The sequence below is a fragment of the Glutamicibacter sp. TV12E genome (genome assembly GCF_052441935.1).
Classification (GTDB): Bacteria; Actinomycetota; Actinomycetes; order Actinomycetales; family Micrococcaceae; genus Glutamicibacter.
In genome coordinates this window covers 1,605,048-1,630,368 of the sequence record NZ_JBQVVF010000001.1, presented here as the reverse complement: position 1 = coordinate 1,630,368, position 25,321 = coordinate 1,605,048, and the positions used below count along the sequence as shown (strand labels likewise).

Annotated in this window: 24 protein-coding genes; 8 read left to right on the top strand and 16 right to left on the bottom strand. The window is 65.5% G+C overall.

All coding sequences use genetic code 11. The features are described from left to right. Nucleotides 1–247: 247 nt before the first annotated feature. The 3 genes from ACT7DV_RS07605 to ACT7DV_RS07595 all read right to left on the bottom strand — a co-directional run bounded on the left by ACT7DV_RS07605 (nt 248) and on the right by ACT7DV_RS07595 (nt 3,910). Nucleotides 248–1,744, bottom strand: coding sequence for an amino acid permease (locus ACT7DV_RS07605; protein WP_444661629.1), 1,497 nt, complete (start codon nt 1,742–1,744; stop codon nt 248–250). A 184-nt stretch (nt 1,745–1,928) separates the two neighbouring features. After that, nucleotides 1,929–2,951 (bottom strand): cupin domain-containing protein, encoded by a 1,023-nt coding sequence (locus ACT7DV_RS07600; protein WP_444661628.1) that lies wholly within the window; start codon nt 2,949–2,951, stop codon nt 1,929–1,931. Continuing rightward, nucleotides 2,948–3,910 carry an alpha/beta hydrolase fold domain-containing protein gene (locus tag ACT7DV_RS07595; protein WP_444661627.1) on the bottom strand — a complete coding sequence of 321 codons (963 nt, stop codon included), beginning with the start codon at nt 3,908–3,910 and terminating at the stop codon, nt 2,948–2,950. Before ACT7DV_RS07595 ends, ACT7DV_RS07600 begins: the two co-directional genes overlap by 4 nt. Nucleotides 3,911–4,050: 140 nt before the next feature. Between ACT7DV_RS07595 and ACT7DV_RS07590 the strand changes: the two genes are divergently transcribed. Next, nucleotides 4,051–4,941, top strand: coding sequence for a LysR family transcriptional regulator (locus tag ACT7DV_RS07590; RefSeq protein ID WP_444661626.1), 891 nt, complete (start codon nt 4,051–4,053; stop codon nt 4,939–4,941). Here the strand turns inward: ACT7DV_RS07590 and ACT7DV_RS07585 are convergent. Genes ACT7DV_RS07585 through ACT7DV_RS07570 form a run of 4 tightly spaced genes read right to left on the bottom strand, consistent with a single transcriptional unit; the run spans nt 4,938 to nt 9,705 of the window. Next, complete coding sequence (locus ACT7DV_RS07585) at nt 4,938–6,131, bottom strand: MFS transporter (RefSeq protein WP_444661625.1); 1,194 nt, start codon at nt 6,129–6,131, stop codon at nt 4,938–4,940. The two genes, ACT7DV_RS07590 and ACT7DV_RS07585, sit on opposite strands and share 4 nt — an antisense overlap. A gap of 25 nt (nt 6,132–6,156) precedes the next feature. Continuing rightward, nucleotides 6,157–7,818: an amidohydrolase gene (locus ACT7DV_RS07580; protein WP_444661624.1), complete on the bottom strand. Its 1,662-nt coding sequence runs from the start codon at nt 7,816–7,818 to the stop codon at nt 6,157–6,159. A 16-nt stretch (nt 7,819–7,834) separates the two neighbouring features. Continuing rightward, nucleotides 7,835–8,659, bottom strand: a complete 825-nt coding sequence (locus tag ACT7DV_RS07575) for an SDR family NAD(P)-dependent oxidoreductase (protein ID WP_444661623.1) — start codon at nt 8,657–8,659, stop codon at nt 7,835–7,837. After that, nucleotides 8,656–9,705 carry a phosphotransferase enzyme family protein gene (locus tag ACT7DV_RS07570; RefSeq protein WP_444661622.1) on the bottom strand — a complete coding sequence of 350 codons (1,050 nt, stop codon included), beginning with the start codon at nt 9,703–9,705 and terminating at the stop codon, nt 8,656–8,658. Before ACT7DV_RS07570 ends, ACT7DV_RS07575 begins: the two co-directional genes overlap by 4 nt. Before the next feature lie 68 nt (nt 9,706–9,773). Here ACT7DV_RS07570 and ACT7DV_RS07565 point away from each other — a divergent pair, with 68 nt between their 5' ends. After that, nucleotides 9,774–10,523 (top strand): TetR/AcrR family transcriptional regulator, encoded by a 750-nt coding sequence (locus tag ACT7DV_RS07565; RefSeq protein ID WP_444661621.1) that lies wholly within the window; start codon nt 9,774–9,776, stop codon nt 10,521–10,523. Beyond that, nucleotides 10,520–11,845 (top strand): aspartate aminotransferase family protein, encoded by a 1,326-nt coding sequence (locus ACT7DV_RS07560; protein ID WP_444661620.1) that lies wholly within the window; start codon nt 10,520–10,522, stop codon nt 11,843–11,845. Before ACT7DV_RS07565 ends, ACT7DV_RS07560 begins: the two co-directional genes overlap by 4 nt. 15 nt (nt 11,846–11,860) lie before the next feature. Here the strand turns inward: ACT7DV_RS07560 and ACT7DV_RS07555 are convergent, their stop codons facing one another. The 4 genes from ACT7DV_RS07555 to arsB form a co-directional block, all read right to left on the bottom strand. Further along, complete coding sequence (locus ACT7DV_RS07555) at nt 11,861–12,223, bottom strand: iron chaperone (RefSeq protein WP_444661619.1); 363 nt, start codon at nt 12,221–12,223, stop codon at nt 11,861–11,863. Nucleotides 12,224–12,523: 300 nt separating this feature from the next. Further along, complete coding sequence (locus ACT7DV_RS07550; protein WP_444661618.1) at nt 12,524–13,978, bottom strand: FAD-dependent oxidoreductase; 1,455 nt, start codon at nt 13,976–13,978, stop codon at nt 12,524–12,526. Nucleotides 13,979–14,014: 36 nt separating this feature from the next. Next, nucleotides 14,015–14,428: an arsenate reductase ArsC gene (locus ACT7DV_RS07545; protein ID WP_444661617.1), complete on the bottom strand. Its 414-nt coding sequence runs from the start codon at nt 14,426–14,428 to the stop codon at nt 14,015–14,017. A 14-nt stretch (nt 14,429–14,442) separates the two neighbouring features. After that, a complete protein-coding gene (gene arsB / locus ACT7DV_RS07540) occupies nt 14,443–15,498 on the bottom strand; it encodes an ACR3 family arsenite efflux transporter (RefSeq protein WP_444661616.1) in 1,056 nt (351 codons plus the stop codon). 142 nt (nt 15,499–15,640) lie between these two features. On the opposite strand from arsB, the gene ACT7DV_RS07535 reads away from it, so the two are divergent. Next, nucleotides 15,641–16,012 carry an ArsR/SmtB family transcription factor gene (locus tag ACT7DV_RS07535; RefSeq protein WP_444661615.1) on the top strand — a complete coding sequence of 124 codons (372 nt, stop codon included), beginning with the start codon at nt 15,641–15,643 and terminating at the stop codon, nt 16,010–16,012. A 16-nt stretch (nt 16,013–16,028) separates the two neighbouring features. Here ACT7DV_RS07535 and ACT7DV_RS07530 read toward each other — a convergent pair whose 3' ends face one another. Then, entirely contained in the window at nt 16,029–16,526 is a 498-nt protein-coding gene (locus tag ACT7DV_RS07530) for a GNAT family N-acetyltransferase (protein WP_444661614.1), read from the bottom strand. 199 nt (nt 16,527–16,725) lie between these two features. Here ACT7DV_RS07530 and ACT7DV_RS07525 point away from each other — a divergent pair, with 199 nt between their 5' ends. Then, nucleotides 16,726–17,946, top strand: a complete 1,221-nt coding sequence (locus ACT7DV_RS07525; RefSeq protein WP_444661613.1) for an MFS transporter — start codon at nt 16,726–16,728, stop codon at nt 17,944–17,946. Here the strand turns inward: ACT7DV_RS07525 and ACT7DV_RS07520 are convergent. Beyond that, nucleotides 17,897–18,301 (bottom strand): hypothetical protein, encoded by a 405-nt coding sequence (locus ACT7DV_RS07520; RefSeq protein ID WP_444661612.1) that lies wholly within the window; start codon nt 18,299–18,301, stop codon nt 17,897–17,899. The genes ACT7DV_RS07525 and ACT7DV_RS07520 overlap by 50 nt on opposite strands. Nucleotides 18,302–18,696: 395 nt before the next feature. Then, nucleotides 18,697–19,038, bottom strand: a complete 342-nt coding sequence (locus tag ACT7DV_RS07515; RefSeq protein WP_444661611.1) for a hypothetical protein — start codon at nt 19,036–19,038, stop codon at nt 18,697–18,699. On the opposite strand from ACT7DV_RS07515, the gene ACT7DV_RS07510 reads away from it, so the two are divergent. Together ACT7DV_RS07510 and ACT7DV_RS07505 are read left to right on the top strand one after the other, a co-directional pair. Next, a complete protein-coding gene (locus tag ACT7DV_RS07510) occupies nt 19,037–19,867 on the top strand; it encodes a PhzF family phenazine biosynthesis protein (RefSeq protein ID WP_444661610.1) in 831 nt (276 codons plus the stop codon). The two genes, ACT7DV_RS07515 and ACT7DV_RS07510, sit on opposite strands and share 2 nt — an antisense overlap. A 111-nt stretch (nt 19,868–19,978) precedes the next feature. Next, nucleotides 19,979–21,211: a glutaminase gene (locus tag ACT7DV_RS07505; protein WP_444661609.1), complete on the top strand. Its 1,233-nt coding sequence runs from the start codon at nt 19,979–19,981 to the stop codon at nt 21,209–21,211. 13 nt (nt 21,212–21,224) lie between these two features. On the opposite strand, the gene ACT7DV_RS07500 is transcribed toward ACT7DV_RS07505, so the two are convergent. Both ACT7DV_RS07500 and ACT7DV_RS07495 read right to left on the bottom strand, forming a co-directional pair. Then, the gene (locus ACT7DV_RS07500; protein WP_444661608.1) at nt 21,225–23,111 is read right to left on the bottom strand and encodes a glycerophosphoryl diester phosphodiesterase membrane domain-containing protein; all 1,887 of its coding nucleotides are present in this window, start codon (nt 23,109–23,111) and stop codon (nt 21,225–21,227) included. Nucleotides 23,112–23,250: 139 nt separating this feature from the next. Continuing rightward, nucleotides 23,251–23,718 carry a hypothetical protein gene (locus ACT7DV_RS07495; RefSeq protein ID WP_444661607.1) on the bottom strand — a complete coding sequence of 156 codons (468 nt, stop codon included), beginning with the start codon at nt 23,716–23,718 and terminating at the stop codon, nt 23,251–23,253. Between the two features lie 294 nt (nt 23,719–24,012). Here ACT7DV_RS07495 and ACT7DV_RS07490 point away from each other — a divergent pair, with 294 nt between their 5' ends. Then, nucleotides 24,013–25,125: a YkvI family membrane protein gene (locus tag ACT7DV_RS07490; RefSeq protein ID WP_444661606.1), complete on the top strand. Its 1,113-nt coding sequence runs from the start codon at nt 24,013–24,015 to the stop codon at nt 25,123–25,125. Nucleotides 25,126–25,321: the final 196 nt, after the last annotated feature.

Genomic DNA, 25,321 nt, shown 5'->3' with positions numbered 1-25,321 from the left:
ACCTCGTTTATTGGCCAACTGCTGGCCCCGGTTGAGCTTTGAATTGAGTGCACCCCTTGAGCTGCCGTCGCTGGCACGCGTGCACGCGCCACGCAAAAGCACTTCCCGCGGCCGCGGCCAGGTCAATACGAGGGCCAGGGAGGCATAATCCCCTGTTGCGTCATGTCAATACCTCCGGGAACTTCGACGACAATCGCCCCCAGCCGCGATGTACGGCTGGGGGCGATTGCTGCCTGCTGAATAATCCCTAGTGCTCGCTGATGCGCTCACCTTCGTTGTCGTCTTGGATCGCTGGCGCGCCGTCCGAGGCACCGCGCTTCTTCAGGTTCCTGCGCACCAGCGGCCACAGGGCAACCAGCACCACAGTGGCCAGCAAGCTGGTCCACACCTGGGTCCGGCCGCTCTCGGAGCTGAGCATGACACCCAGCACGCCGGCGATGGCGGCAAACAGCAGGATGTTCAGCCACGGGTGCAGCCACATCTTCAGCTTCAGACCCGCGACTTCTTCCGCCGTCATCTTCTGGCGCAAGCGCATCTGCGTCAGCGAAATGAAGACGTAGACGAACAATGCCACCAGGCCTGCGGAGTTCATGATGAAGTCGAAGACGCCCGAATCGGGAGCAGCGAAGTTCACGATGGTCGCGATCACCGCACCGGAAGTGGAAGCCACCAGCGCCCACAGCGGGACGCCGTTCTTGGAACGGCGGGCCACGAACTTGGGAGCGAACCCCTGATCAGCCAGGGCGGCGAACATCCGCGAGGCCGAATACAGCCCGGAGTTGAGCACGGAAATCACCGCGGTGAAGATGACCAGCTGCATGATCATCGCGGCTCCGGGCAGGCCGAGCAGCTCGAAGACCTGGGTGAATGGCGCGGCGGCCACGTTCACCGGCTCAGGCAGCTCATCCCATGGAATCACCATGGTGATGATCAATACGGCGCCGACAAAGAAGAGCAGGATACGCCAGATCACGGTGCTGGTGGCCTGCTTGATTCCCTTGGCCGGATCCTCCGACTCGGCGGCGGCCATCACCGCGATCTCTGTGCCGAAGTAGGAGAAGATCACCAGCGCCACACCGGTGAGCGCCACCCCGAACCCATTGGGGGCAAAGCCGCCGTGATCCCACAGGTTGCTGACCGAAATTTCGGCATCAGGCCACAGGCCCAACGCGAAGAGCAGGCCAGCGCCGAGGAAGACCACGATGGCCAGGACCTTGATGCTCGCCAGCCAGAATTCGACCTCGCCGAAGGTGCGCACCGAAATCGCATTGGTGCCGATGAATACCAGGATCAAGATCAGCGACCAGGCCCATGCCGGAACGAAGGCAAACCAGGAGTTCAGGGTTTCACCGCCAAGCACCGCTTCGTAGGCGAGCACCCCGACCCAGAAATACCAGTACAGCCAGCCCACCAGATAAGCGGCCCAATTGCCCAGCCCTACTCGGGCATATTCCATGAAGGAACCGATCGTTGGGCGTGCGGCGGCCATCTCACCGAGCATCCGCATGGCAAGAAATACCAGCAGGCCTCCAATGAGGTAGGAGATGATGGCCGCTGGCCCCACCGAGCGGATGACGTTGCCCGAACCGACGAACAGGCTGGCGCCGATGATGCCTCCGAGGGTAATCATCATCACGTGGCGCGAGCGAAGCCGCTGGGGCTGCGCCGGTGTGCCGGTCGCGGTGCCGGAGGAACCCTGCGGTTCCTGCGGCGCCGGCAATGGGGGGTCTTGTGTTCCTGCCATGGCTACCTCACTGGAGAAAAGATCAACCAGCACGAATATGCGCCGGTATTTAGTGCGAGGTACAGCATAAACGTTGGGCCGCGGGCACAGCAATTGCGTGCCGGCGCATCCCAGGTGCGTGCGAAACCTGGCTGGCGATAGGCAAATCGCCTGCCTGTCTCCAGCCTCCTGGCCGATGGACGTGCTACAGTCCCGGCGCGATAGTGCGCTCCGGCGGCGGGCCGACCACCTGCAGATCCAAATCGGGGTTCGACTGGATCCCGGCGATCACCGTGGAGGGGTCGACCAGGCCTTCGGAATACACCGGGGCATGGGCCGGTCCGGAAGTCACGTCGAAGAACTTCTCGAAGACCCCGCCGGTGAGCAGGCCGAGCATCTGGGTATTATGCGCGCCGATGGCGAAGCTGTGGATGGTTCCGGCCGGCGCATGCAGGAAGTCGCCCGCGGTCAGCAGCAGCTCTTGTCCATTGACCCAGAGCCAGACGCGCCCGGAAAGGCAGATGAAGTTCTCGGTGTGCAGCCGATGGAAATGGCGGATGATGTAGGGCTGCACCGCGGCCAGCGTATTGACCGCGAAGTAGCGTCCGCCGGTGTTCGAGGGCCGCGCCAGATAGCTGTTCAGCGCGTCGGGCCACGCCCGGTGGTCGCCGCCGCCGGCATTCAGGAAGTATCCGCCCTGCACTGTCGGCAAGTGCAGCGACCTTCCGGACTCGACGCCCTGCGGGAGCTGCAGCTGCGCGGGCGCCGGGGAATCCATGGTGAACAGATGCCTTTCGGTGCGCACCCCTCCGCCCAGCAAATCGGCCAGCGCACCGCCCGGAGCGCTGAACATGAACAGCCGGGTCATATGGCTCAGCAGCCGGTACTCCAGGGCTTCGCCGGGTGCCACATGGAAGGAATCGCCCTGGACCAGGATGCGGGTGCGCCCGGCCACGGTGGCCTGCACGCAGCCATCGACTACGAAGAAAGAGCGCTGCACGGCGTCCAGTGCGCAGCCGGTGCTGCCTGCTCCGGCCGGGCCGAGGATGAAGGCCGCCTCGAAAAGCCCGCCGGTGTCCTGGGTGCGGGCGGCCACGGTGATCAGCTGGCCGTCGACTTCGTGCCGTTCTCCTTCGCCCGAGGCGAGGTAATAGGGAACGGGTTCGCCGGGCAGGGCATTGACCACCGGGGCCAGAGAATGGATGCGTTCCAGATCAATGGTGCTCATAATGCGGTTTCTCCTGATTCTGCAAGGGGCTTGGGTGCGCAGGGGCGCAGGTGCGCGGCCAGGAATTCCTCGATGCGCCCGAAGCTGAACGAGGTATCCCGTGGTTCTGGATCACTGGTGTCCCTGAGTACGGCAGCGGCGCTGGATTCGGCCTGGAGCCGTCCGTCGTCCATGACGGCCGCGATCTGGACATCCAGGCGGCCCGGCGGATTGGCGAATCCATGCCGGTAGCCTTCGAGCAGGTACAAGCGGGCGTCGGTTGAATGGGAAGCCAGCGCCTCGAAGAGCATCTGCGAGTGCACCGGCGGGACCAGTGCATCGGCGGTGCCGTGGCAGAGCAGGAACGGCGGGGCGTTCTCCGAGACGTGGGTCAGCGGATTCGCCGCCTGGGCCGCCTTCCGGCCGGCGTCCGTGCCCGGCTCTTCTCCCAGCAGGCGTCCCTCGGGAGTCTGCCGCCAGGTCGTCCCGGCGGGCTGCGTTGCGATAATCAGCTCCAGGTCGACCGGCGGGTAGCAGGCCGCCACGCAGCTGACCTGCGCGTCGGCCGGCGCACCGGAAGAGGCTGCCAGGGCGGCCACGGCGGCCAGATGGGCGCCAGCTGAAGCGCCCCACAGCCCGATGCGCTGGCCATCTATTCCCCACTGCTCCCCTTGGGTGCGCAGGTGCCGGATCGCGGCAATGACATCATCCAGCGGTGCCGGGAATTTCGCTTCCCCGGAGAGCCGGTACTCGATGGAGGCAAAGGCGATGCCGGTGCGGGCCGCGGTGCCGGCCAGATCCGGGGCCAGGGTGCGGTCGCCGGTGAACCAGCCGCCGCCATGCAGCCATATCACCACTGGAATCAAGGGCCCGCCGGCATCCGGGAGATAGAGGTCCATCAGCTGCGCGGCCCCGTCCCCGCCGGGATACTCCAACGCCGCTTCGCTGCGTACCGGATAGCTCGAAGAAGAGGAAGTCATCTTTCCATCTTCTGCCCGGCAGGGCATCGCTGGCCATCAGGAAAAACCGAAGCAGCATTCGGAAAACCTGAATCACCAGTGCAACGCGGGGTGTTCCGCGGCGCCACGGGTTCGCCGGGTGCATGGGCTACGCTCGAAGCGTGGATCTTACCCTGCATCAATTGCGCTGTTTCATGGCGGTGGCCGATACCCTGCATTTCGCCCGGGCCTCCGCGCTGCTGCACGTGAGCCCCTCCACGCTCAGCGCCCAGATTTCCGCGCTGGAGCGCCAACTGGACTGCAAGCTCTTCGAGCGCAGCCCGCGGGCGGTGCTGCTGACCGGGCGCGGCCAGGAACTGGTGGCACTGGCCCGCAAAGCCCTGGATGCCGCGGAGAACATCTCCCGCTGGTCCCGCGCGCCGCAGGATTCGGTGTTGCAGATCGGCACCCCTGCCTCCAGCGCCGGGTTGCGATCCATTCTGCAGGCTGCCGCCGTGCGAATGCCGCGGGTGGATTTGAGGTTGCGGCCCAGCGGCTTCACCGGAGGACTGCGCGCGCTCAGCACCCGGCAGGTGGACTGCGCATTGATCTTCGAGCTGGATCCCCACGCGCGCTACGCCGGAATGCAGAGCACCGAATTGTGGACCGAGCAGCTGGTGGTTGCCCTTCCGGCGGGGCACCGGTGCGCCGGCCAGGACCGCATGGCCGTGGCAGACCTGTTCGGCGAGACGCTGATCGGCCCGGCCCTCAGCGAGGCCGCGGATGAAGCGACGCGTCCCGGCTGGTACGAGACCATCGATCCCCTGTTGCCCCAGCGCTGCGCCATCAAGGCGCTGGTGGACTCGGCGGATGAGGCCATGGAGCTGGTGGCGGCCGGCATCGGGCTGAATATCGCCGGCTCCTCGGTGATTTCCTCCTATGCCAGACCCGGAGTGCGCTTTGTCCCGCTGGAGACCGGGCACCGGGTCCGGGTCCTGCTCGCCACGCGCGACGAGCAGCCAGCGCCCGGGGTCGCGGCCTTTGTGGACGTCGCAGCCAGAATCGTGGCCTAGGAGGCCACCGGCCCCACCGGTCGGGACGCCGGTTCCTCCAGAGCGGTGGCCCGCGCGTCCGAGGCGCGGAATACCACGACCGATGCAAGTACCGCCACGGCCAGGATCCCCAGCGCCACCGAAAGCATCACGGTGAATCCGCCAGCGGATTGGATGATCGAGCCGGCCAGCAGCGGGCCTATGGCCAGGCCCCCGCCAATGGCCATATTGGTCGCGTTCATCACCTGGGGGCCGCCGACGCGGGAGACCTCGGCCAGCAGGAAGGGCAGCAGCCAGCTCCAGGCGATCTTGAACAGCACCGCGGCCAGCACGAAACGCACCATTCCGGGCATCCCGTAGAGCAAGGCGACCGAGATGCCCATCAAGGCGAAGCCGCCGAGGACGAAGTAGCGTGCCAGGGAGTTCTCGCCGACCAGCGTGCTGGCGAAGGAAGCCGCTACCCCGAAGAGCGTGGCAATGCCGATCATGCTCGAGGCGGTGTCCAGCTCGATCCCCGAACCGATGGCGATCTGGCCCATGAAGGTCCACACGCCACCCAGGGCAATGTAGAAGCCGAGCACCGCCACCAGGGCGCAGGCGAAGGGGAAGACCCGGCGCTTGGCCGCGGAGCGTTCCCCGGGGACCGCGCGCAGCTCGTCGCCGCGCACGCAGCGGGCGCAGATCAGGCAAAGGGCTGCCAGCACCGCCAGGGTCAGGTAGACCGCCGAGACCGGGCGCTGCGCATAGATCAGCGGGAACAGGAACAGGATCACCGCGCCCATGGCCAGCTGGCTGACCACGAAAAGCCCGTAGGCCCGCGAGGGATTGGCCGCCTTGGCGCTGAGCGAGAGGATCACCACGATGATCGAACCGGCGGCGAAGGAGGTGATGGCGCGGATGCCCAGCAGCATGGCGAAGCTGCCGGCCAGCGCCGAGACGACGTTGCCGGCAACCACCACGAGCAGGCAGGCGATGGTCAAGGTCCGGATGTTGACCTTGCGCAGCCACAGGAAGGCCGGGACCGTGGCCAGCGAGAAGCAGCCCAGCTCCACCGAGGCGATCAGCCCCACCTGCGCCGGCTGGAGCCCCAGGTCGGCGCTGAGCTTCGAGGCCAGGATCGGGGCCACCAGCAGGACGGCGTTGAGCACGGCGGAGATGGCGGCGATATAGATGTAGATGCTGCGTTCGGCATTGCGGGCGATAGGGGACATGGAAGGCTCCTGTGATCGGGCGGCGCTAGCCGCGTGATGCCGTGCTCTGCGCCGCGTAGACGCGGCGGCCGGCGAAGTAGGTGGATTCGGGGCGCAAGTCGATGAGCTGCTCGGCCGGGACCGCCATGGGGTCGATGGGCAGCACCGTGAAGTCCGCGGATTTGCCGATCTCCAGGCTGCCGGTGGCATCGGCCAGGCCGCAGGCCTCGGCGGCCGCGCGAGTGTAGGCGGTCAGCGCCTCGGCGATGGTCATGGCCTGCTCCTCCCACAGCGCTCCGGGGAAGGCACCGCTGGGGTCCTTGCGGGTGACCAGGCCGTAGATGGCTGGCCAGGGATTGGGGCTCGGCGCCACAGGCCAGTCGCTGCCGGCGGCGATGCGCGCCCCATGCTCAAGCAGCAGGCGGTTGGGCTGCACCTGGGAAGCCTGCGGCTCGTCGAGCACCTCGTGGAAGGTTTCGGTGATTACTCCCGGATACCAGATGGCCGGGGAGATATCTGCCGACACCTCCAGCTGGGCGAAACGCGGCAGGTCATCGGGGTGGATGAACTGCCCGTGGGCCACCTGGTAGCCGATATCGGTGAATCCGGCGGCCCGCACCTGGGCGACGGCGTCGAGCACCGCGCGCACCGAAGCATCCCCGGTGCAGTGGATTTTCGCGCCGACGCCCAGCGGCGCGGTGCGCAGCAGCCAGCCGGCCAGCTGGTCCTGGCTCATGGTCATCTTGCCGTGCGAACACGGGTCGGATTCGGCCGCGCCCTTGTAGGGGTTCAGGAAGGCGGCGGTGCGCGTGGGCGGCACCCCGTCGAGGAAGATCTTGATGTAGCTGGGCCGGTGGTGTTCGCTGGCGGTGCCGGGCATGGACTCGATGACCGGCTGGCCCACCGGCTCGTAGCCGAAGATGAACTCTTCGACCGGGGTGGAAGAAACCACCCAGGCGTTGAGCTGCCCGGCCGTATCGAGCCGGTGGACCGCCTGCATGATCTGCATCGAAGTCGCGGCGTCCTGGAAACCGGTGATGCCGAAGGCGTTGCATTCGGCCACGCCGCGGGCGCTGGATTCGACGAGCTTGTCCAGGTCGAAGGGGTCCAGGCGCTCCTTGGCCTTTTCGGCCATCATGCCTGCCGCTTCCACCAGCCACCCCGTGGCCTGGCCCTGCGCGTCGCGGCAGATCTGGCCGCCGGCCGGGTCCGGCGTGCCTTGGCCTATTCCGGCCAGCTCGAGCGCCAGCGAATTGGCCCAGCGGTTGTGCAGCGAGTCGTCGGTGAGCAGCACCGGATGCCCGGCGCAGGCTTCGTCCAGCCGGGCCAGGGCCTGCGCGGTGTTGACTTGGTCGATGAGCCCGGAGCCCACCGATCCGCCGGTGAGCCAGGCGCCTTCGGGCAATGCGGCGGCTTCCTTTGCGATCTGCTGCAGGATCTCTTCCAGGCTGGCGGTGGGTGCCACGCAGAAGTCGAAGAGCTCCTTCTTGCCGCCTTGCACATGGTGGATGTGGGCATCGATCAGCCCGGGCAGGACGGTGCGTCCGCCCAGGTCCACCTCTTGGGCTCCGGCCGCCAGCAAGGCGCGGGCGGCGTCTCCGAGGGCCATGATCCGGCCATCTGCCACCGCTAAGGCATCCACGGTGGTGAGGTCGGCGTCCATGGTGTGGATCGTGGCATTGGTGTAGACGAGGGTGTTTTCGCTCATGGTTGCTCCAGGAAAGTCAGGACAGGGCGTCAAAGGAAATAGTGGGCAGATCGACCATGTGGGCGCCGCCATCAGCCACCAGGGTGGCCCCGGTGATGTAGCTGGAATCGGGGCCGAGCAGGAAGGCGATGGTCCCGGCGATCTCGCCGGGGTCCGCCGGGCGGCCCAGCGGCACATGCTCGGTGACCTTGGCGTAGGCGGCCGCGCGGCCGGCCAGGCCCATGGCCTGTGCCAGCTCGTCCATTTCGGCATCGGCCATGTCGGTGCGCACCCACCCGGGGCAGATCGCGTTCACCCGCACCCCGTGCTTGCCGTAGTCGCGGGCCAGGGAGCGGGTCAGCCCGATCAGCGCATGCTTGCCCACGGTGTAGCCGGCCACCGAGGGGCCGGCGGCGATGCCAGCCAGCGAGGAGACGACGGCGATCCGCCCCCGGGTGCGGGCCAGTTCCGGTAACGCCGCCCGGCAGAGCTTGAAGGCGGTGGTCAGATTCGCATCCAGGCTTGCGGCCCAGGACTGGTCATCGGTGTCGGCCACCGTGGAGAAGCCGTGGCCCCCGGCGTTGGCAAGCAGCGCATCGATCCGGCCGAAGCGCTCCAGGGTGCCCTCGACGACTTCTTGGGCACTGGCAGTGTCGGTCATGTCCCCGGGGATGGCCAGTGCGCCCAGGCTCGCCGCGGCGGCCTGGAGCGGTTCGGCGCGCCGGCCGGTGAGCACCACGCGGTAGCCGTCCCGGCTCAGCCTGGTGGCGGCCGCCAGCCCGATGCCGGTGCCGCCTCCGGAGATCAGCGCGACGGGGGCATCTGCGGATGAAGCGGACTCGGAAGTACGTTCCGGGCTCATGGGCGGCCTCCATTGGCTGGGGCGTTGGCTGGAGTCTGGCTGGGCTGGCGCTGGGCGGGCTGGTATTGCCCGATGAGCTGCATGACCACCGGGACGACCCGGGTTTCGATGAAGGTGGCCTCCTCGTCCCCGTGCCGTTCGGCGGCCCAGCCCAGGTAGGTCAGGCCGCGGGCCAGCAGCAGGTCCTCCCAGGGCTCGAAGAATCCGGCGGGCAGCTGCGGGCGCTGCGCGCGGTAGCCGGCTTCCAGCCCCCGGCGATACTCGGCCAGCAGCGGGTGCCGGGTGTAGAAGAAGAGCACCGTCACCAGGTCGAACAGATGCCAGCCGGTGCCGAAATCGTCGAAGTCGATCAGCGTGGGCTCGCCGTGGGACACCAGCACGTTTTCCGGGGTCAGATCCGCGTGGATCACCCCGAAGCGCTCTGCGTCCACCGGGAGTGCGGCCAGCCGGGCGCGCAGGGCGGCCATGGCATGGCGGATGGCTTCGCGCTGGGCCTCATCGAGGCTCGGCAGCTTGGCCGGATCGCCCCAAAGCGGGGCCGGGCCGGCCAGGCCCCCGGCATCCCAGGCGCCGCGGGCGAACCATCCGGGAACCCCGATCCGCTGGCAGGCGATATGCAGCTTGCCCAGTTCCCCGCCCAGGGCGTGGAAGTCGGACTCGGCCAGCGTCCGGTCGCCATCCAGCGCCAGGGCGATGTCCCCCATGGGGGCCGCCTGGTCGATCCAGTCCTGCAGGTCGATGACCACCTGCTGCCCGCCGGATCCGTGAGCCACGTTGGCCGCCCCGTCGGTGGTGGGCAGCAGCCGGGGCACGCGCAATCCGCGGCCGGCCAGGGCCAGCAGGTAATTGGCTTCCGTGTCCAGCTCGGCGGTGCTGCGGTAGCCCACTCGGTGGATGCGCGCGGCGTAGTCGCGCCCGGAAGCATCAGTGACGCGGTAGACATGGTTTTCGCGGTATTTCACGAGGGACACTTCTGCCGTTTCCTCGATGCCGTAGCGGGGCAGGACAGCCCTGAGCGCTGCTTCGGCGGTGCTGGCGGAATGCATGGAAGCCTTTCGGAGATGGCATTGGGGTGTGAGTCCGGTCATACCAAGTAAAAAGTTGAACAGAGTGTTTGTCAACAGTACAGACTGTTCAATTTTTTGATTTTTGCGGCTATGCTGGTGCCAGCGGGGCTGAGATCCCGCACCAGCACCACACCATCAGGGACCACAACCAGCCGAGGACCATGAGCCAGAAACCAGCCATCACCAGCCAGCGCGAACGCAACCGGCTGCGCACCCGCAACGACATCCTGGACGCCGCCGCCCAGCTGCTGGGCGAAAGCGGCTATGCCGGGACCGCCCTGGAGAAGATCGCGGCGCTCGCTGGCATTGCCCGCGGCACAATCTACGCGCATTTCCCCGCGGGCCGCGAGGAAATCGTCCGCGCGGTCTACCTGCGCCTGGCCGAGTCCGTGGTCGAGCGCGGGGTGGAACTGCGCGGGCAGGCCGAGGGACTGGTCGACCGCACCCGCGCCCTGGCCCGGGCCCTGCTCGAGGCCAGCGCCGATCCGCGCGGGCGCTTCTACGGCATCATGGGGCCGGACCTCGCCCCGATCCTGGCCGGGGTCACCGGCACCGCCTCGCGCTCCTTCGAGAACTTCATCCGCGACGACCTGCTCATCGCGCAGCAGGAGGGCCGCCTGGTGCCAGGCGCTGACGCCGACGCCCTGGCCGAGATCCTCAACGGCGCCCTGCGCGCCGCAGGGGCCCGGGCCGCCACCGAGCCGGAGAGCCTGGAAACCCGCATCGACGCCATAGGCCTGCTGGTGGCCGGGCTGCTGAACCGCCCCGAACCATCCACGATCGGAGAAAAGCCATGACCTCAGTGGCCCCCAAGCAAGAGATGACCCCGGCCACCGCCGCGCTGATGGCCCGCCGCGTGGCGACCATCGGCCCGCACTCTCCGCTGTTCTACGACACCCCGCTGGAGCTGGTGCGCGGCGAAGGCGCCTGGCTCACCGATGCCGCCGGACGCCGCTACCTCGACGGATACAACAATGTGCCTCATGTCGGGCACGCCAACCCGGTGGTGGCCGAAGCAGTCAGCCGGCAGCTGCGCACCATCAACCTGCACACCAGGTACCTGAACCACATGGTGGTCGACTATTCCGAGGCGCTGCTGGAGACCTTCGAGGCCGGCCTGGATCGGCTGTTCCTGGTCAACAGCGGCTCAGAGGCCAATGAACTGGCGCTGCGCATTGCCCGCCAGCATACCGGGCGCAGCGGGATCCTCGTCTCTGATTTCAGCTACCACGGGAACACCACCTCGCTGGCCGAGCTCACCACGGGCCTGGCGGTCCACGAGGAGTTCGGGACCCACGTGCGCGCGGTGCGCATCCCGGATGCCACCGGGCTGGATGCGCAGGCCGAGGCGGCGCTGCGTGATCAGGCGCTGGCCGAGGTCGATGCTGCCATCTCCTCGCTGCAGGAAGCCGGGCACGGGCTCTCGGCTTCCCTGTTCGACCTGATCTTCTCCACCGAGGGCCTGCTGAATGTCCCGGCCGGCTATGTCGAGGGGCTGGCTCAGCGGGTGCAGGCCGCCGGCGGCCTGTTCATCGCCGATGAGGTGCAGTCCGGGTTCGGCCGGCTGGGCTCCCGCATGTGGGGCCATCAGCTCTATTCGATCACCCCGGACCTGGTGACACTGGGCAAGCCGATGGGCAACGGCCATCCGGTTGGCGCGGTGGTCACCACCGAGGCGCTGCTCGACGAGTTCGGTGGCCGGAACATGTACTTCAACACCTTCGCCGGCAGCCCGGCCTCCTGCGCGGCCGGGCTCGCGGTGCTGGGCGAAATGCGCGATCGGGCACTGATGGACAACGCCCTCGCCACCGGGAAGTTCATCGCCGATGCCATGCAGCAGATCGCCAAGAACAGCCCGCTGATCGGCGCGGTGCGCGGCCAAGGGCTGTTCTTCGGCTACGACATCGTGCGCCCCGGGAACGCGCAAGAGCCCGATGCGGCCGCCACCAAGGCGCTCATCGAACTGATGAAGGACAAGGGCGTGCTGATCAGCCGCATCGGCCGCGACGATAACGTACTCAAGATGCGCCCGCCGATGGTCATCGAGCACGAGCAGGCGCAGCTGCTGGTAGACCGGCTGGCCGAGGCGGTCGCAGAGGTCACCGCACGGCAGGGCTAGCCGGCCTGGCCTGGCCTAGTGCCCGGATGATTCCAGGTGCCGCAGATGAACCCGGACCAGATCCTCGATCAGCTCATCCGGCAGGCTGTTGCCCAGGGTGAATTGGACAGCATGCGCCGTTACCTTGTATCCGGAGAGCCGGTCGCCCAGCTCTTCGATGGCAAAGGAGGAGGGGTAGAAGCTCATGTGCTTCTTGGAGGCGGTGAAGAAGACCAAGGCCCTTCCCTGGTATTTGAGGGTGGGCATGGAGTAGCTGATGGTTTCCTCGGCCTCCGGGACCAGCCTGGTCACGATCGCACGGATTCGTTCAAGATCCGGGCGGAATTTCGGGTCGATGGCATCCAGGTAGGCATCGATTGTCGCAGGTTTCGGGTCCATGGAAAATCTCCTCGTGGTGGATTGCACGCAGCCTTGTAATACCACCCTACGACGGTATCCGAGGTGGTGGGTCCCGGGGCGTTCCTCCTGGCCCCGGGACTCGCCGCGCGGTGAGCCGCCGTGAAGGCTTCCTGGAACTCGTCCTGAACATTCGAGGGAATGACATTCGAGGCATAGCAGGACTCGGTCCCGGTCCACCTGGTTGGCGAAACGCTGTGCCGCATCTTCGGCCAGCCAGGAACCGGCCGCAGAGAACCAATGCAGTGCGGCAAAGTGCCAACACCAGCGGATATTGGTGCCTCAATCGTCCCCACAAGCATTCTTCTTGGGAACAGCCAACCACTGCTCTCTTGGCAATCCACCAATCAATTCCGTATTTCCATGCATGGTTCCAGTCGCCTGCCCGAAGACCACCGGTTGCGGCCCGCTGGCGCAACACGAAGCATCCTCGGGAGCCGGAGCATCGCATGAGCCGGCCAGATCACTGGAGCAGACACCCGTTTCCGGCAGCTCCAGCTCCACCCGCGCCGCAGCCTGGTCATCCCCGGACAATGCGGCGGCAATGGAGCGCACCTGCTCGTAACCGGTGGCCATCAAGAAGGTCGGCGCCCGGCCATAGCTTTTCATCCCGGCGATGTAGAAGTTCTTCTCCGGGTGAGCCAGCAGCTTTTCTCCGTGGGCGCTGACCGTTCCGCAGCTATGGAATTCCGGGTCGATCAGCGGGCCCAGCTGGCGCGGGGCTTCAACGCTTTCGTCCAGATCGAGGCGCAACTCGGAGAGCATCTGCAGATCCGGGCGGAATCCGGTGGCCGCGATAATCCGGTCAATTAACAGCTGGCTGCCATCAGCCAGGGACACTGCCAGCTGTTTGCCCTGGCTCATCGATGCCACAGCCACATTTTCCAGCAGCTGCACGCTGCCGTCCTCCACCAGCCGGCGCAGGCTGGTCCCCAGCTGGCCCCGCGCTGGCAGCTGATCCGCCGCGCCCCCGCCGTAGAGGCGAATCGGATTGGCCACCGAGCGCAGTCCCCACAAGATCTTGGTGTCCGGGTATTTCTTCTGCAAGCGCCCCAGGGCAATGATGGTATTGGCCGCCGAGTGCCCGGCACCGAGCACCAGCAGTTTCTTCCCGGCCAGCGCTGGTTCGTCCGCACCCAGCGGATCAGGCAAGCCACCCAGGATGAACCCGCGCTCGCGGGCTTCGGCTTCGCCGATGGCCTCGATACCACCCCGGCCTACCGGACTGGGCTGATTCCAGGTTCCGCTGGCATCCACCACGGCCCTGCCGATCACATCCACCTGGCCATCGGCGGTTTCGGCGCGCACCAGGAATGCCGCCTCGCCGCGGCCGGCGGTGCGGGTCTTGTCGGCACCCCGGCCATCTTCCAGCACCCGGCTGATCTTGATCACACGGTAGCCATAGCGGATGCGCGGGGCCAGTTCAGGATGCGCTGCCAAGGGCTCCAGGTACTCGCGCACCAGCTCGCCGCCGGTGGGCAGCTTGGTGAGCCGCGGTGCTTCCCAGTCCCCCGCATAGTCTCCGCTGGGTGATTCCAAAAGGCGCTGGGCGGCGGCATCGATGTTGAAACGCCAAGGAGAGAAAAGCTTGATGTGCGCCCACTGCTCCATGGCCGCCCCGGCCTGCGCTCCGGCTTCCAGAACCAGCACTTCCTGCCCGCGTTCGCGCAGGTGAGCAGCGGTGGCCAGGCCAATGGGGCCGGCGCCAATGACGATCACAGGATAGGTCGGGTTCATGGAATACTCCTCAGCGGGGAAACTACAGGTCGATGATTAGTTGGCAGGCAGCAGTTCGGAGATCAGGGTTTCGATGCGCTCACGGATCTCATCGCGGATCGGGCGAACTGCCTCGACACCCTGGCCGGCTGGGTCATCCAGCTTCCAGTCTTCGTAGCGCTTGCCGGGGAAGATCGGGCAGGTATCTCCGCAGCCCATGGTGATCACGACGTCGGATTCCTTCACCGCTTCGGTGGTCAGGATCTTCGGGGTTTCCGCCGACATGTCGATGCCCTCCTCGGCCATCGCCTGCACGGCGGCAGGGTTGACCGAATCTGCTGGCGCGGACCCTGCCGAACGAACCTCGATCCGCCCTTCGGAAAGGTGCGCGAGGTATGCGGCGGCCATTTGCGAGCGTCCTGCGTTGTGGATGCAGACGAAGAGGACTGAAGGTTTTTTATTGTCAGTCATGATGATGTCGTTCCTTAGGCTGAAGCGGTGGCGAGTTGGGTGGATGGGAAGAACTTTCGAGACCATAGGGCCACGTAGACCAGAGCTACAAGGATGGGCACCTCGATCAGCGGGCCAACGACGCCGGCCAAGGCCTGGCCGCTGGTGGCGCCGAACGTGGCGATGGCTACCGCGATGGCCAGCTCGAAGTTGTTTCCTGCCGCGGTGAAGGCCAGCGTAGTGGTGCGCGAGTAGCCCAGCTTCAGGGCGTGGCCGATGATCATGCCGGCGCCGAAGACCACGACAAAGTAGGTCAGCAGCGGGATGGCCATGCGCAGCACATCCAGCGGCTTGGAGATGATGTTATCGCCCTGCAGGGCGAAGAGCAGCACGATGGTGAACAGCAGCCCATACAGTGCCCACGGGCCGATCTTGGGCAGGAACTTTCCTTCATACCAGTCCCGGCCCTTGGCCTTCTCGCCGAGTGTGCGGGTCAGGAAACCGGCCACCAGCGGGATACCCAGAAAGACCAGCACCGAAGCGGTGATGGCGGCGACGGAGAATTGCGCGCTGGTGGTTTCCAGGCCAAGCCAGGATGGCAAGACCTGGAGATAGAACCAGCCCAGCGCGCCGAAGGCGATGACCTGGAAGACCGAGTTGATGGCCACCAGCACGGCGGCCGCCTCGCGGTCGCCACAGGCCAGGTCATTCCAGATGAACACCATGGCGATGCAGCGCGCCAGGCCCACAATGATCAGCCCGGTGCGGTATTCGGGGAGGTCTGCCAGGAAGATCCAAGCCAGCACGAACATGAAGGCCGGAGCCAGGACCCAGTTGATCACCAAGGAGGTGATCATCAGCTTCTTGTCGGCCAGCACCCGGCCGGTTTCGTTGTACCGGACCTTGGCCAATACGGGGTACATCATCACCAGCAGGCCGATGGCGATAGGCACCGAGACACCGGCAACGGTGAATCGATCCAGCAGCTCACCGAGCTGCGGGAAGATCCGTCCCAGGCCCAGGCCGACGGCCATTGCAAGCAGGATCCATAGGACCAAATAGCGATCCAGGAAAGACAGCTTCTGGGCCACAGGGGCAGTATCGGGTACAGGCGCGGCTGTCACTGGGTCATCACTCCAAAGCTAGATATCGACGATCGTCGATATTTTGAGTATGATGAAATATATCGACGTTTGTCAATCTCTGGCCGATTCGGGAACGGGGTACAGGTATATGGGCGCAAGCCATGTGCACGAAACGGGAATCAGCGCCCCAGCTTCCGGCGCTCCGTGCTGCGTGCCGTCCCGGGGATCCAACGTCTTGCAGGCAGAGGACGCAGTACAGTTGGCCGCGCGCTTCAAGGCCTTGAGCGACCCCAACCGGCTGCGCATCCTCTCGATTGTTTCCGAAAACAAGGATGCAGAAACCTGCGTCTGCGACCTGCCAGAACCCCTCGGGCTCAAGCAGCCCACCGTGTCCCATCACCTGAAAATTCTCGTGGACGCAGGGATCCTGCATCGCGAAAAGCGCGGGGTCTGGGCTTATTTCTCCGTGGTGCCCGGCGCCTTGGAATCCCTGGGCGCAATCCTGTCCGATCAGAAGTAGAAGGCACCGGCGCCCATCAGAGCCTGAGTTCGTACAAAAAGGTGTCCAGCCACTGCCCGGCCACTTCGCCACGTGTGCCTTGCGCGATTCTCTCGCGCCGGCCAACCTCGCGGAAACCGGCCTTGAGATGCAGGCGGCGGCTCGGCTGGTTCGCGTCGATGATGGAGGACTGGATCATCCAGTACCCCTGTTCCCCCGCCCGCCGGATCAGCTCAGCCAGCAGCAGACTCCCGATCCCCTGACCGGAGCGTGCGGAATCCACGTAGAGGGAATGCTCGATCACCCCTCGATAGGCGGCGCGTTCCGAGACGAGCCCGGCAGCCACCCAGCCGGCAATCCTTCCATCGGCGGCCACAGCGATCGAGGACAGCATCCCGATCTTGGCGTTGAAGAACTGTTCGCGCGATGGAACGCCAGCTTCGAAAGTCGCGATTCCGGTTTCGAGGCCCAGCTGATAGATGCGGGCAACGTCTTCCCAGTGCTCTTCTGCCATGCCGTAGATGCGAATTCCCATGTGTCTCCCGGATACTTGGAATGCGAGCCGATTGGTCTCAATGGTATGCCTCGACAGCAATCATGGCCCAACGGTCCCGTGCCCTTTCCCATTGAACGAAACATAAGCGGCATCTGGGCACAGCCGATGCGACAATCCGGTAAGGATCCCAGCGCCGGGACATCTGGTGCGCATCCCAGGCAAGGAGGAATCAGCGGCAGTGCATAGCCCGACAGTCCAATCACCCCAGCGGACCAACATCGCCTGGATCATCATCGTGGCTTCCGGGGTCGTGGCGGGGTTGCATATCTGGAAGCTCTCCCCCGCATTGGGCATCATCCGCGGAGAACTCGGCTTCTCGCTCTTCTTCTCAGGCGTCCTCCTGGGCGTGGTCCAGATAGCCGGAATGGCCGGTGGATTGGCCGTCTCGCTGCTGTCCGAGGTGATCTCCCAGCGCCGAACGTTCATTGCCGGCCTGCTGCTGGTGGCCATCGGCAGCGCCTTGGGCGCATTCTCCCCCAATGCTATTGCGCTGTTGGCAACACGGATCATCGAAGGCGCCGGGGTCATCATGGCCACGGTGATGGGCCCGGGACTGGTCAGGCTGCATGCACCGTTGAAGACCATGAACATGGCGGTGGGATGGTGGGCCGCCTACATGGGGCTGGCGACTTTCATCGGCGTCTTTTCCACCGCCGTCGCCCTGCAGCATCTTCCCTGGCACTTCTGGTGGGCGGTGCTGGCCTGCATTTCCCTGATCCCCATTCCGCTGATCCTGAAATTCGTTGCCGCAGACAGCCCTTCGGGATCTTCAGCCGTGCGGATGGCAGCATCACGCATCGCCATGACCGCTCGTTCCGCACGGGTGTGGGTCAGCGGGCTCATTTTCGGATGCTATACCGTGCAATGGATGGCCGTAGTGGGGTTCCTGCCCACGATCTTTTCCGAATTCGGCCTGTCCGCGGTGGCAGGCGGCTTAGCCTCGGCGGTGGTTGGCGGGCTAAACGCAGTTGGCGCGATCATCAGCGGCGCGCTGCTGCATCGAGGGCTGAATGGGCGGACCCTGCTGCTCATTGGCTTCGGAATGATGGCCCTGACCTCGGTACTGACCTTCGCGGTCGATTATCCGGCTGACTTGCTATGGGTCCAGATGCTTTGCGTCGGGATGTTCTCGCTGGGCGGGGCCGCCATTCCAACCACGGTGACCAGGATCGTCGTGGACCTCGCCCCACCAGGTGGCTCGGCGCCAGCGGCCATGGGCCTGGCGCAGCAGATCTTCAATATCGGCAACTTCACCGGCCCGATGCTGCTGGCCGCGATGGCTTCATGGACTGGCGGCTGGAATTCGACCTGGTGGCTGACGGTGCTCTTCGCTGCGCTCGGCTCGCTGCTCACCCTCCAGCTTTCGCGCAAGAATTCGCCTTTCGCCAGTTCCCCATGACAGTGCCGCACAGCAACGACCAGGGTGGATGGCTGCGCCGTCCTGCCCTGGCCGTTGACCGATGCTCCACCGCTACGGGGTGCTGCGGTGTTCGTTCCTGATCGGTCCCTGCATCGCGCACCAGCGCCAAGCGCGCGCCGGAGAGCTGCATTTCCTGCAGCGCGGCGCGCATGCTTTGCGTGCCGTTGAATGACGGCAAGCCGCGGATCGAGCTGCCCGGCAGCGGCAGCAGGCGCGCGTGTGCGTCAGCTCCCAAGACGTCCTTGACGTGCGCATACCCCACGGCGGTTCCGTCGGACTGGACCAGCGGGAATCGCGAGAAGCCATGGGAGGCCGCCGCCTCGATAACCTCCACGGTGCAAGGTTTTCCTGCCCTTCAAGACACCCGAGGCACGGCGTTCGCCGGCCCAAGCGGCTTGCTTCACCTGGTTTCGATTGATCGTGATCAGGGAGAATTCAACGGCCACGAACAATCCGCATCCCAAAATGAGGAGTACCGCTTTGGACAGCGGGATCCATTCCATTATTTGCCCCCCTGTCCTTCGAATCCTGTCCGGCGATCTTGCCAGGCAGGGGAAACTATCAGATCTGCTGCCGGGCGAAGCGTCCATCATGCCCTTCCGGCCACAGCATCTTCCTGCCAGCGGTTCCATAAGAAGACCGGGTTGGAAGCCTGGGCGGTTCTGCCAGCAGATCAAGGAATCGAACAGCAACCAACCGTTGATTTTAAGGTGAAGGCATTTCAACCTGTCAGATGGGTCGACAGGCTACAGTGAGATTGATGGTTTTCTCCTGATCACGACACCCAAAACCCATTCCCTGCTCTGAATGCAGCCGTCCGCCAATCTCACCGGGAGCACCTTCATGGAACAGCTGCTGGACCTCATCGCCCTGGCCCAGGGAAGTTTCAGCGATGCACTCGCGACGCTCCTGGCGGAGGTGCCCCATCTGGCCCAATTCATCATCGGGAACTGCGATCGCTGTTCCGCTAGGGCCTGCGCCACCAGGCCAGTAGCCAGCAGGGCATGCGTTCGAGCGACGGCGCGTCCCCACCGATTCAACCGCCAACCCCTTGGAGCAATTTTCCGACATGCGCAGATACAGTGAAGTAGACGTCTTTTCCGACCAGCCCTATCTCGGCAACCCGCTTGCCGTGGTCCACGACGCAAAAGGGCTGGATGACGCGCAGATGCAGCGATTCGCCAAATGGACCAATCTGGCCGAGACCACGTTCATCATGGCTCCCTCGCATCCAGAGGCCGACTACCAGGTGCGCATCTTCTCCGCAGTCCAGGAGTTCCCCTTTGCCGGGCATCCGACGCTCGGCTCGGCGTCCGCTTGGCTTGCGGTCGGCGGGCAGCCCAGGAACAAGGACCACATCATCCAGGAATGCGGCGCTGGCCTGGTCAAGATCCGGATCGCTGATGGCCTCTTTGCCTTCCAGGCCCCGCCTCTGACGAGATACGAACCAGCCGATGAATCCACGATCCGCGACGTTGCGGCCGCGCTGGGCCTTTCGCGTGATCGCATCCTCGACGCGGCATGGCTGGTGAACGGCCCGGAGTGGATCGGGATACGGTTGGCCGATGCTCGGGAAGTGCTGGAGCTGGCGCCGGATCCCGCAGACCTGGGAGCCCTGTCCATCGGCGTGGTGGGTCCCCAGGAACCCGGCCATGCGACCGCGTTTGAAGTCCGGGCCTTCCTCGGAGGAGACCCGGTCTGGGAAGACCCCGTCACGGGCAGCCTTAATGCCGGGCTCGGGCGATGGCTCTTCGACACGGGAATGGCCCCGGAAAACTACGTGGCCTCCCAGGGAACAGCCGTCGGCTGCCGCGGCCGCGTTCATGTCAGCATCGAAGAGGGCGAGGTCTGGGTCGGCGGGGCGGTGTCGGCCTGCGTCCAGGGCGATGTCCGCATCTGAGACCGCGGACGCTGTCCCTGGTAATCTCGGCCTTGCCGGCGAATTGCCGCCAGCGAATACCGATGCAGTACCCCAGAGGCCCCAGCTTGATTCCGGAAGCGAGTACCGCACATGCACAATCCCATCCCCGACTACCTGCGCGAAGTGCTCGATGCGCTGGAAGGTGACACCACCGGCGAGCGCGCGGGCTACATTCCCGAGCTGGCCGGGGCCAACCCGGACTACTTCGCCTTGGCCGTGACCACCGCCATGGGCAGCACCTACACCGCCGGAGATGCCGGGGTCCAGTTCACCATCCAATCCATTTCCAAGCCCTTCGCCTACGCCGCGGCCATCATGGATCGCGGGCTGGAACAGGTGCTGGAGCATATCGGAGTGGAACCTTCGGGCGAGGCGTTCAACGAGCTGTCGCTGGAGGCGGGCACCAACCGGCCGAAGAATCCCATGATCAATGCCGGGGCCATTGCCGCCCACGGCCTGCTGGTGGGCCCCGAAGCCACCGGCGAGCAGCGGGTCGCGCGGGCGCTGGACCTGTTTTCCCGCCTGGCCGGCCGGCAGCTGGGCATTGATGAAGCGGTCTTCAACTCGGAACTGGGCACGGCGGACCACAATCTCTCCATGGCTCATATGCTGCGCAAGCACGGCATCATCGCCTGCGACCCGCATGAGGTGGTGGCCGGCTACACCCGCCAGTGCTCCATCCTGGTCACCGTGGCCGACCTTTCAGCCATGGCCGCCACCCTGGCCAATGGCGGCGTCCAGCCCTGCACCCATGAGCGGATCATGGACGAGGACACGGCCCGCCAGGTGATGTCGGTGATGGCCGTGGCCGGCATGTATGACGGAGCCGGAGACTGGCTGACCCGGGTGGGGATCCCGGCCAAGAGCGGAGTGGCCGGCGGGCTGGTGGGCGTGCTGCCCGACCAGGTGGGCATCGGGGCCTTCTCGCCGAGGCTGGATCCCCACGGCAACAGCCAGCGGGCACGCCGGGCCTTCGAGCGGCTGTCCACGGATATGGGCATGCACCTGCTGGCCCCCAGCCATGGAAGGCTGGATGTCATCGGCGTGCAGCGCGGCGGCACCCGGGAGACGTTCACCCTGCAGGGCAATGTGCAGTTCACCGCGGCGGCGGAGCTTCTGGACCTGTTCTCCGAATCGGATTTCGACGGACCGGTGCACCTGGATATCTCCCGGGTATTCTCCTTCACCGACGTCGCCCGGCGGATGACCCTGGAGGGCCTGCGGCGGATGCGCAATGAGGGCCGTCGGGTATTCCTGCATGATCCGCTGCAGTCCCTGGCGGATCCGGATCTGGGTGACGGCAGCTATCCGGAGACCCCTTGAAAAGGCCTGGCGGCTAGCGGAAGAGGTCCAGGTAGGCCAGCGAATAGCCGACCCGGTAGTCCGAGGCGGGGTTGGTCGCCACCAGATGCCGGTCGCGCAAGGCCAGCTCGACGCTGTCGGTGACGATGCCATCCACCGGGATGCTCAGCAGCTCGCGCAGGGTTGACTCGTCGTTCACCGTCCACACGTAGACTTCCCGGTCCAGCGCGTGCGCCTGGTCCAGGAATTCCCTGGTGAAGGACGCCTGCTCGAGGGTGTAGAAATCGCAGTCGACCTTGGGCAGCCCGCCCACGCTCATGGCCACTGTCAGGCCGACGCGCAGCTCGGGGCGCAATCGCTTGATCTCCTTGACTGCCCAGGTGCTGAGCGAATGGTAGACGTTCTCCGTGGCACCTCCGGCGGCATCGACTTCCGCCAGGAACCGCTTCAGGTACCCCTTCTTCTCGTGCCCGGTGACCTTGAGTTCCACGAGCACCGGGATGCCCAGCGCCCTGGCATGCTCCAGATACTCCTGCATGCTCGGAATGCGGTCATAGAATCCGCCCTCGCGGACCGTGACATCGCGGACTTCCTCCAGGGTCATCTCATAGATGTTCTTGTTCAGCCCGGAGACCATGAGCAGGTTGGTGTCGTGGCTGGCCACGAAATGCCCGTCTTTGGTCTCCTGGAAGTCGGCCTCGACATAGTCGGCATCATGGGCGGCCGCGGCGTCCAGCGCGCCCAGGGTATTTTCCACACCTCCGGCCGAGTAGCCGCGATGGGCCAGGATCTGCGCGTCTTGCGCCCCGGCCGCGGTCTGCCCCATGGCCGGGGCGGCATAGAAGCTCGCCGACAGCACCAGCCCGGTGATCGCGGTTCCGGCCGTGGCCTTCAGCGCCCGGGACTGCGCTGAGCGGTGGTGCGGCGAGCGTTGCTCCAGGGCCACGGCAAGCCCCAGGTGCTCGCGGCTCAGTGCCACGACCACCTGGATTGCGATCACCGTTGCCGCGCCGATCAGCAGGAAGCCGAGCACGTGCCCTGTGTTGATGCACAGGGTGGCCACCAGCGCGGCGCTCTGCTCGCTGAGCAGGAGCGCGGCCGCCTCCGAGATCCCCACCAGAACTTCCACCAGCGCCGAGGCGAGCAGCGCGCAGGCCCCCAGCGGGATGCCGATGAGCAGCAGGTACCTGATGGCCTTGCCCCGGGTAGCCTTGAAGCTTGCCCCCAGAGCGGCCATCGGCCTTTTCGGGCCGATGGCCATCAGCGGCAAGGCCAGGATCAGCCGGAGATTGGCGTAGATGATCGCGCCGATCATCGTCAGGTAGATTCCGGTGCTCAATGGCGCCTTGAGGTATTCGCGGGTGACAAAGGGCGGGATATCCACGCCCTGGATGAGCACCGAGGACAAGCCAAGCCCGCCCAGGGGCAGCGCGAGGAAGAAGTAGGCCAGCATCAGCGGCGAGGGGTGGGACAGCATCCGGACCAGGCATCTGGCGGTTTCCCTGCAGATCGCCCTCGCAGTGGGCGGCTGGCCGGATTGCTGGCGGTTGACCATCACGATCAGCGCCACGAACTGCACGCTTACCGCGCTCAGCGCCAGCACCGCAATGGCCAGCAGGAGCAGCACCGAGGCAGGGCTGTGCAGCAGGACCGCATAGGTCCGGTCCGTGACGTTGCCCAGGCCGCTGGTTTCCAGCGCCAGCCCGAAGAGGTACTTGATCACCGGAATGACCAGCAGGCCGTTGAACGCCTGCATGAATGCGATCACCGACAGGTAGCGGAACACCCGCAGGTGGCTGAGCTTGGCCACCAGCAGCAGGAAACGCAGGATCTGCTTCAGGGCCGGAGCGCCCCTGCCCGAAGACAGGGCTGCGGCCCGCTGGTTCTCGCTCTTGCTGCTGGATCGGTTGCTCTGGGCCACTGCGATGATCTGCCTTCCCCTCGCCGTGTTCCGCGCGGCGACTGCCTTCAATTCTATCGCCGGCACCGGAAGTACGCTGTGCGTTGGCTCGCAGGCAGCTGGTGCCAGCGGGCCGCGGGTGGCAGCGGCGGGTGCGCAGCTACTGGCCGAAGGCGGGAGTCGCAGCCGAGCATTCCACCCGTTCTCCGGGCCCTGCGCTGTCCTCGGCCAGTTCCCTGGTCCCGTCCAGCAGGATCCGGCAGGTCGCAGTGGCGTCTTCGCCCGGCGTGGCTGCGATAGCCGCGTCCTGTTGCGCCGTCACCGTGGTTTCGGTGCGCCAGGCAGCTTTTTCCCCGCTACCTTCGCTGGCGGTGGCCACCGAGTCCTCGAAGACCTCGCTCGAGTCCTCGCCGCGGGCCGGGGCTTGGAGATAGGCCACGTCGTGCAGCGTATCGGCAGCTCCGCCGCTGACGCTGACCTCATAGGTCACCGCCCAGGCATCGGCCGTCGCCTTGTCCCAGGAGTCGACCGCGGAGCATCCGGCCATCCCTGCTCCGAAGGCCAGCGCCGTGCAGCCGGCAGCCAGCCTGCGTGCAGTGCGGCGGATTGTCGAGACAGTACCGTGCATGGATTTCCTTAGTTCGCGCTTTTGCAGGAGGTGCCCTCCTGCCATCCAACTCTAGGGCCGTGCGCGGTTCAAGGGGGGCCGCCGCCAAGATGATTTGCCCGGCCGCGGCTGCGCCCGCGGTCTGAGGCCCTTCCAGCAGCAACGGCCCCGTAATCTTCCGCTGGGTCTTTGACCCCCAGTTCCAGCTTTCCTATGCTGTGAAAGAGATCACTAATATATCAACCGGATACTTGCTTATCCCCAAGGCATCCGCACAGACGACAGGCCGAAACCACAGTGACAGAAAAACACGTTATGCCAACGCTTGAGCACGGGGCCCAGAAGCTGAGCCCGGCGCGCGTCCTGACCTTCGCCGGGGCCATCATCGCATTCCTGATCGGCTCGGGATTCGCCACCGGCCAGGAAATCCTGCAGTACTTCTCCTCCTACGGCTACTGGGGCATCTTCGGCACCGGCGCTCTGGTGCTGGTGCTCATGTCCTATGTCATCATCGAATTCTTCATCGTGGGCCAAGCCAAGAAATTCGACAAGCCCTCGCACATCTTCCACTACTACTGCGGGAAGTACCTGGGCGGCTTCTTCGACTACTTCTCAATCCTGTTCGTTTTCCTGAGCTTCGCCGTCATGGTCGCCGGCGCGGGTGCCGTGTTCGAGGAGCACTACGGGCTCTCGCGCTTCATCGGCGGAGGAGCCTTGGCCGTCGTCGTCGGCGCCAGCGTCTGGTTCGGCCTGCGCTCGCTGGTGGACATCATCGGCAAGATCGGGCCGCTCATTGTCGTGATCGCCATTGCACTGGGCATCGTGGGTATTGTCCGCGGCAGCGACGGGATCAGCGGCGGCAATGCGCTGCTGCAGAGCCTGGATGTCACCCAGGCCTCCAGCAACTGGGTGCTCTCCGCCCTGTCCTACGTCGGATTCTGCATGCTGTGGCTTGCCGCATTCCTGACCGCCCTCGGGAAGACCGCGCGCAGCCGCAAGGAAGCGGTGGCCGGAGGCAGCCTGGGTGCCGCCGCCTTCTCGCTGGCGTGCATCATCGTCGGCCTCGGCCTGCTGGCCAACATCTCCAAGGTCGCCGGGACCGAGATCCCCATGCTGGTGCTGGCCAGCGATATCAGCCCGGTACTGGCATCAGGGATCTCGGCGATGATCCTCGCTGGCATCTACACCACTGCTGTCCCGCTGCTGTGGACGGTCTCTTCGCGGTTCTTCGCGGACAACACGCCCCGCTTCCGCTACAGCACCGTAGGCCTCGCGATCCTCGGGACCATCATCGGCCTGCTGGTCCCGTTCAGCCAGATGGTCAACGTCGTCTACGTGGTCAATGGCTACGTGGGCATCCTCCTGCTGGTGCTCATGCTGGTCAAGACCTTCACCCGCGCAGCGCGCGGGCAGCGCCTGCCACGCTAGGCAACAACCTGCTTAAGAACCACGGCGGTGCCCGCTTCCGGGAATCAAGGCGAGTCGAAAAAGACCATTCTTGATGTCTCGTAGGGGGAAGCTTAACCGGACAACGAACGTGCTTGTCACTCTCATATGGCCACTACCTCGTCTTAAAATAGCTGCCTCACTATATTGCCGAGGGTTCCTGTGAGCGAATCGATTG